Origin of the sequence: Paraburkholderia sp. SIMBA_027, from assembly GCF_046535315.1 — a bacterium.
Taxonomy (GTDB): domain Bacteria; phylum Pseudomonadota; class Gammaproteobacteria; order Burkholderiales; family Burkholderiaceae; genus Paraburkholderia; species Paraburkholderia tropica.
In genome coordinates, this window is the sequence record NZ_JAWRWY010000940.1 from 1 (window position 1) to 260 (window position 260).

Here is a 260-nt window from a genome sequence, read left to right on the forward strand (position 1 = left end):
GTATTATAATCATCTATTGCCCCTTGTATATGTTGTCCTATATCTTGCCCAGTAAACCAAACAGAAAGTCCATTGGCAATAAAATAAGTAGCAGCTATACCTTGCCCAACACCACTTGGAGTCAAAGCTAACACTGACATAGTAATATCCAGACTATTAGAGATATTAACTCCATTCTGGGAAATATCATAGGCGGCAAGACCAACACCTGCTACTCCTAGAACTCTACCTGTTACTTTAAGCCCTTTAGCTATTCTTCC

Annotated in this window: 1 protein-coding gene; it reads right to left on the minus strand. The window is 39.2% G+C overall.

Annotation, left to right across the window (positions count from 1 at the left end; all coding sequences use genetic code 11):
* The coding region (locus SB764_RS41875) for a hypothetical protein (protein WP_410867019.1) at window positions 1–260 on the minus strand (260 nt) is incomplete at both ends.